4 protein-coding genes are annotated in these 4,742 nt (G+C 48.6%); all 4 read left to right on the forward strand.

The genetic code is table 11. The annotated features are described in order from the left end of the window. The first annotated feature begins 529 nt into the window (after window positions 1-529). The 4 genes from IM500_RS10970 to IM500_RS10985 all read left to right on the forward strand — a co-directional run bounded on the left by IM500_RS10970 (window position 530) and on the right by IM500_RS10985 (window position 4,630). Window positions 530-781, forward strand: a complete 252-nt coding sequence (locus tag IM500_RS10970; RefSeq protein ID WP_190723332.1) for an acyl carrier protein — start codon at window positions 530-532, stop codon at window positions 779-781. Window positions 782-850: 69 nt separating this feature from the next. Then, on the forward strand, window positions 851-2,101 hold the full coding sequence (fabF, locus tag IM500_RS10975; protein ID WP_190723334.1) for a beta-ketoacyl-ACP synthase II: 1,251 nt from the start codon (window positions 851-853) through the stop codon (window positions 2,099-2,101). Window positions 2,102-2,183: 82 nt separating this feature from the next. Beyond that, window positions 2,184-4,190: a transketolase gene (gene tkt / locus IM500_RS10980; protein ID WP_287738383.1), complete on the forward strand. Its 2,007-nt coding sequence runs from the start codon at window positions 2,184-2,186 to the stop codon at window positions 4,188-4,190. 113 nt (window positions 4,191-4,303) lie between these two features. Then, window positions 4,304-4,630, forward strand: a complete 327-nt coding sequence (locus tag IM500_RS10985; protein ID WP_287738385.1) for a helix-turn-helix domain-containing protein — start codon at window positions 4,304-4,306, stop codon at window positions 4,628-4,630. The last annotated feature ends 112 nt before the right edge of the window (window positions 4,631-4,742 follow it).

Here is a 4,742-nt window from a genome sequence, read left to right on the forward strand (position 1 = left end):
CGCGACTTTTTACCCGGCCAAGCTTTTCTGGTCGGAACCCCCTAAGCCGAGTTTTCAAGGTGCTGCGCCGTCCACTTGGTTTTCGAGACTGGCCTTTTAATTCTAACGTAAAGCCAACCTAGAACGGCGGGGTTTCAGACCGAAAATTTCCGATGATTATTATCTGAATTTCGGAGTTATCCGTTATATTTTGGCTTTTTATTCAGGAGATAGGAGTCAGGGTGATAGGGTTTTGGGGTGATAGGGATTTAGGGGTTTAGGGAAATTTCATCCAAATGCTCCACTACCCCACTACCCCACTACCCCACTACCCCACTTCCCCACTTCCCCACTACCCCACTACCCCACTACCCCACTTCCCCGATGATCGCGAAAAAACTTCATCAAGAGGGGAACAACTTCCAGTAAGATGAAAAATGGTCAGTGAAAAAGCTAACCGAAATTTATTGTCGGAAATGGTAACACCGCCCCATTTCCCCAGACCCTAGAGGCTAGAGTCCGGTAAACCAGCGGATAAAAATTGACATCCATGAGTGCAGAAATTTTCGATCGAGTTAAAAAAATTGTTGTGGACCAATTAGAAGTAGAGGATCCGGGTACAGTTACCCCCGAAGCAAGCTTTGCTAATGATCTGAAAGCTGATTCCCTTGATGTGGTCGAGTTAGTGATGGCTTTAGAGGAAGAATTTGATATTGAAATTCCCGACGACGCAGCCGAACAAATTGACACTGTGGGCAAAGCTGTCGAGTATATTAACGAGAAAGTAGGAGCAACCGCCTAATTATTGCGGGAAAATTGACAATTAGGATTAAATATCTGGGGCAAAATCTGCCCTTATTTTTGAACAAACATGACAGAATTGCCATTAAAAAGGGTTGTCATCACGGGGATGGGTGCGATCACTCCCCTCGGCAATAATCTAGCCGACTATTGGACAGGCTTAATCAACGGCAAAAGTGGCATTGGTTTAATCACCCACTTTGATGCCTCCCGTCACGCTTGTCGCATTGCTGGGGAAGTGCGGGGTTTTGACCCCCACGAATATGTGGATCGCAAAGAGGCAAAGCGCATGGACCGTTTCGCTCAATTTGCCGTTGCCGCTAGTTTGCAGGCGCTGCAAGATTCTCAATTAGTTATCGACGCTCTCAATGCCGATGATATAGGTGTACTAATTGGTACGGGCGTGGGTGGCATAAAAGTGCTGGAGGATCAACAGGAAATTTACTTGACAAAAGGTCCGGGCCGGTGTAGTCCTTTCATGATCCCGATGATGATTGCCAATATGGCTGCTGGTTTAACCGCTATCCACACGGGGGCCAAAGGACCGAGTAACTGCACCGTGACTGCGTGCGCTGCTGGTTCCAATGCCATCGGCGATGCTTTTCGTCTAGTACAAAGGGGTTTGGCCAAAGCGATGATCTGCGGTGGGACGGAGGCCGCCGTTACCCCCCTAGGATTGGCTGGTTTTGCCTCCGCTAAGGCCCTGTCCACCCGCAACGATGACCCCACCCGGGCCAGTCGTCCCTTTGACAAGGACCGGGATGGTTTTGTCATGGGGGAAGGGGCAGGAATTTTGATTATAGAGGAATTAGAAACGGCCTTGGCCCGTGGGGCGCGGATTTACGGCGAAATGATCGGTTATGGTCTGACTTGCGATGCCTATCACATGACGGCACCGGTTCCCGATGGTCGTGGGGCCACCAGAGCGATCGAATTAGCGATCAAAGATGCCGGTTTGACTCCGCCGGAAATTAGCTATATCAACGCCCACGGCACCAGTACAGGGGCCAATGATCCCACGGAAACCAAGGCGATTAAAAAAGCTTTAGGAGAATCGGCCTACCAAATCCCCGTCAGTTCCACCAAATCGATGACAGGCCACCTTTTAGGCGGTTCTGGCGGTATTGAAGCCGTGGCCACGGTAATGGCGATCGCTAATGACCGGATTCCCCCGACGCTCAACCTGGACAATCCTGACCCCGATTGCGATCTCGATTACGTCCCCTACGAAAGTCGTCAGCAGATAGTTAACGCTGCCCTCTCCAACTCCTTTGGATTTGGTGGCCATAACGTCACCTTAGCTTTTAGAAAATATGCTTGAGTCGATGCCCCCGAAAGAGTAATCTTTGAGTGGCTCCCTCTTTAACCTGGTCTTATTTTTGTAGTTCATTCTAAAAAACATTATGGTTGTCGCCTCCCAATCCCTCGAAGAACTTTGTATTAATGCGGTGCGTTTTTTAGCGGTGGATGCCGTAGAAAAAGCTAAATCGGGACACCCCGGACTGCCGATGGGAGCCGCTCCCATGGCCTTTGTCCTCTGGGATCAATTCCTGCGTTTTAACCCGAAAAACCCCCAATGGGTCAATCGCGATCGTTTTGTTCTCTCCGCCGGTCACGGTTGTATGCTGCAGTATGCTTTGATGTACCTGACCGGATACGATAGCGTTCCCCTAGAGGAAATTAAACAATTCCGGCAGTGGAAATCGAAAACCCCTGGCCACCCCGAAAATTTCGTCACGGAAGGGGTGGAAGTGACCACTGGTCCTCTGGGTCAAGGGATTGCTAATGGTGTCGGTTTGGCCCTAGCAGAAGCCCATTTAGCGGCCCGTTTCAACAAACCGGATGCCAAAATTATCGACCATTACACCTATGTGATTTTGGGTGATGGTTGCAATATGGAGGGGATTTCCGGGGAAGCTTGTTCTTTAGCCGGTCACTGGGGTTTAGGCAAGTTAATCGCTCTCTATGATGATAACCATATCTCGATCGATGGTTCCACCGATATCGCTTTCACCGAAGACGTGAGCAAGCGTTTTGAAGCCTACGGTTGGCACGTTCAGCACGTCGAGAATGGTAACACCGATTTAGATGCCATTGCCAATGCGATTGCGGCTGCCAAAGCTGTCACCGATAAACCCTCGATGATTAAAATCACCACCACCATCGGTTATGGTTCCCCCAATAAGTCTAATACCGCCGATGTTCACGGGGCAGCTTTAGGAGCAACGGAAATCGAGTTAACCCGGAAAGCGTTAGGTTGGGAATACGAGCCGTTTGTGGTTCCCGATGAGGTATTAAATCGTTTCCGGAAAGCAGTGGACAAGGGAGCGACGGCAGAAACGGACTGGAATAAGTTATTTAACGAATATCAGGCTAAATATCCCGCAGAAGCGGCTTTATTTGAACAGTTAACCACCGGTCAACTGCCGGAAGGTTGGGAGCAAGCTTTACCGGTTTATAAACCCGAAGATAAGGCGCTCGCTAGTCGTAAACACTCGGAAATCTGCTTAAATGCGCTTGCGGGGGTTTTACCCGGTTTAATCGGTGGTTCGGCGGATTTAACCCACTCTAACTACACCGAATTAGAGCATTTTGGTAATTTCCAAAAAGGCAGTTATCAGGAGCGTAACGTCCATTTTGGCGTAAGGGAACACGCGATGGGGGCGATTTGTAACGGTATTGCTCTCCATAACACGGGATTGATTCCCTACGGGGCGACTTTCCTGATTTTCACCGACTATATGCGGAATTCTATCCGTTTATCGGCATTGTCAGAAACCCGCGTCATCTGGGTAATGACTCACGATTCCATTGCCCTAGGGGAAGATGGACCGACTCACCAACCCGTGGAACACGTTGCTTCTCTGCGCGCTATTCCTAACCTCTTAGTCATGCGTCCGGGAGATGGTACGGAAACTTCCGGCGCTTATAAAGTAGCGGTGAGCGAAAAGAAACGCCCGACTTTATTGGCTCTCTCCCGTCAAAATCTGCCCAATTTAGCGGGAACTTCCCTTGCGGGTGTGGCCAAAGGTGCTTATATTATCACCGATTGTGAAGGTACTCCCGATGTCATTCTCATCGGTACGGGTGGCGAGTTGTATCTCTGCGATAAAGCGGCTGCGGTGTTAAAAGAAGCAGGAATTAAAGCCCGCGTGGTTTCTATGCCCTGTTGGGAGCTATTCGAGGAACAATCGGCAGAATACAAAGAATCGGTATTGCCGAAAGCAGTGAAAAAACGTCTCGCAGTGGAAGCGGGTTCAACCATGGGTTGGCATCGCTACATCACCGATGAGGGGGATGTGTTGGGGGTTGATACCTTCGGCGCTTCTGCTCCGGGGGGTGTGATTCTAGAGAAGTTTGGTTTTACCGTGGATAACGTGGTAGCGAAGGCAAAAGCGTTGTTAGGTTAATTACCTGAAATCTTAGCTGTAATGAGTCAGAAAAATCTGGCTCATTTTTTTGTTTTTCTATTGTGACTGTCAGTCAGTGGACTAGTGGTCACGTCAGGCAGTTTAATCGAAGCATGGCAAAGGACAATTTAGCTCAATTTGGCAGATGTTTACATAATGCTCGTATTCAAAAGGGTTTATCCCAAGAAAGGTTGGCCGAAGCGGCCAATTTGGATAGAACTTACATCAGTCTTCTTGAACGTGGTAAAAGGAATCCTTCTTTACTATGCTTGATTTCTTTATGTAGAGCATTAAACATAAGTCTTTCGGAGCTTTTTAACACTATGTCTATAAATTCCGGGCTCTTCTGGTTTCTGTGTGGAAACGAGGTCTATACTGATAGTTTCTTCCGCAAAATAGTCCTAAAAGTCTTGCCCGATAAGCACTTCACGATTCCATAAGCAAAGATTATCACACAAAGTCGAGAAGAGCCAATTCCGATGTAAATACTGAGTCAAGGGGTGACAAGGCGACTAAAAGGCTTGCTGGATAAGGCGCATAGCCGTTAGACCC

The sequence above is a fragment of the Microcystis sp. M179S2 genome, from assembly GCF_020245805.1.
Classification (GTDB): Bacteria; Cyanobacteriota; Cyanobacteriia; order Cyanobacteriales; family Microcystaceae; genus Microcystis; species Microcystis aeruginosa.

Bases quoted from the DNA above. Each gene is read 5' to 3' on its own strand.
- IM500_RS10970 (WP_190723332.1), top strand. From the start codon at position 530: ATGAGTGCAGAAATTTTCGATCGAGTTAAAAAAATTGTTGTGGACCAA.
- fabF (WP_190723334.1), top strand. From the start codon at position 851: ATGACAGAATTGCCATTAAAAAGGGTTGTCATCACGGGGATGGGTGCG.
- tkt (WP_287738383.1), top strand. From the start codon at position 2,184: ATGGTTGTCGCCTCCCAATCCCTCGAAGAACTTTGTATTAATGCGGTG.
- IM500_RS10985 (WP_287738385.1), top strand. From the start codon at position 4,304: ATGGCAAAGGACAATTTAGCTCAATTTGGCAGATGTTTACATAATGCT.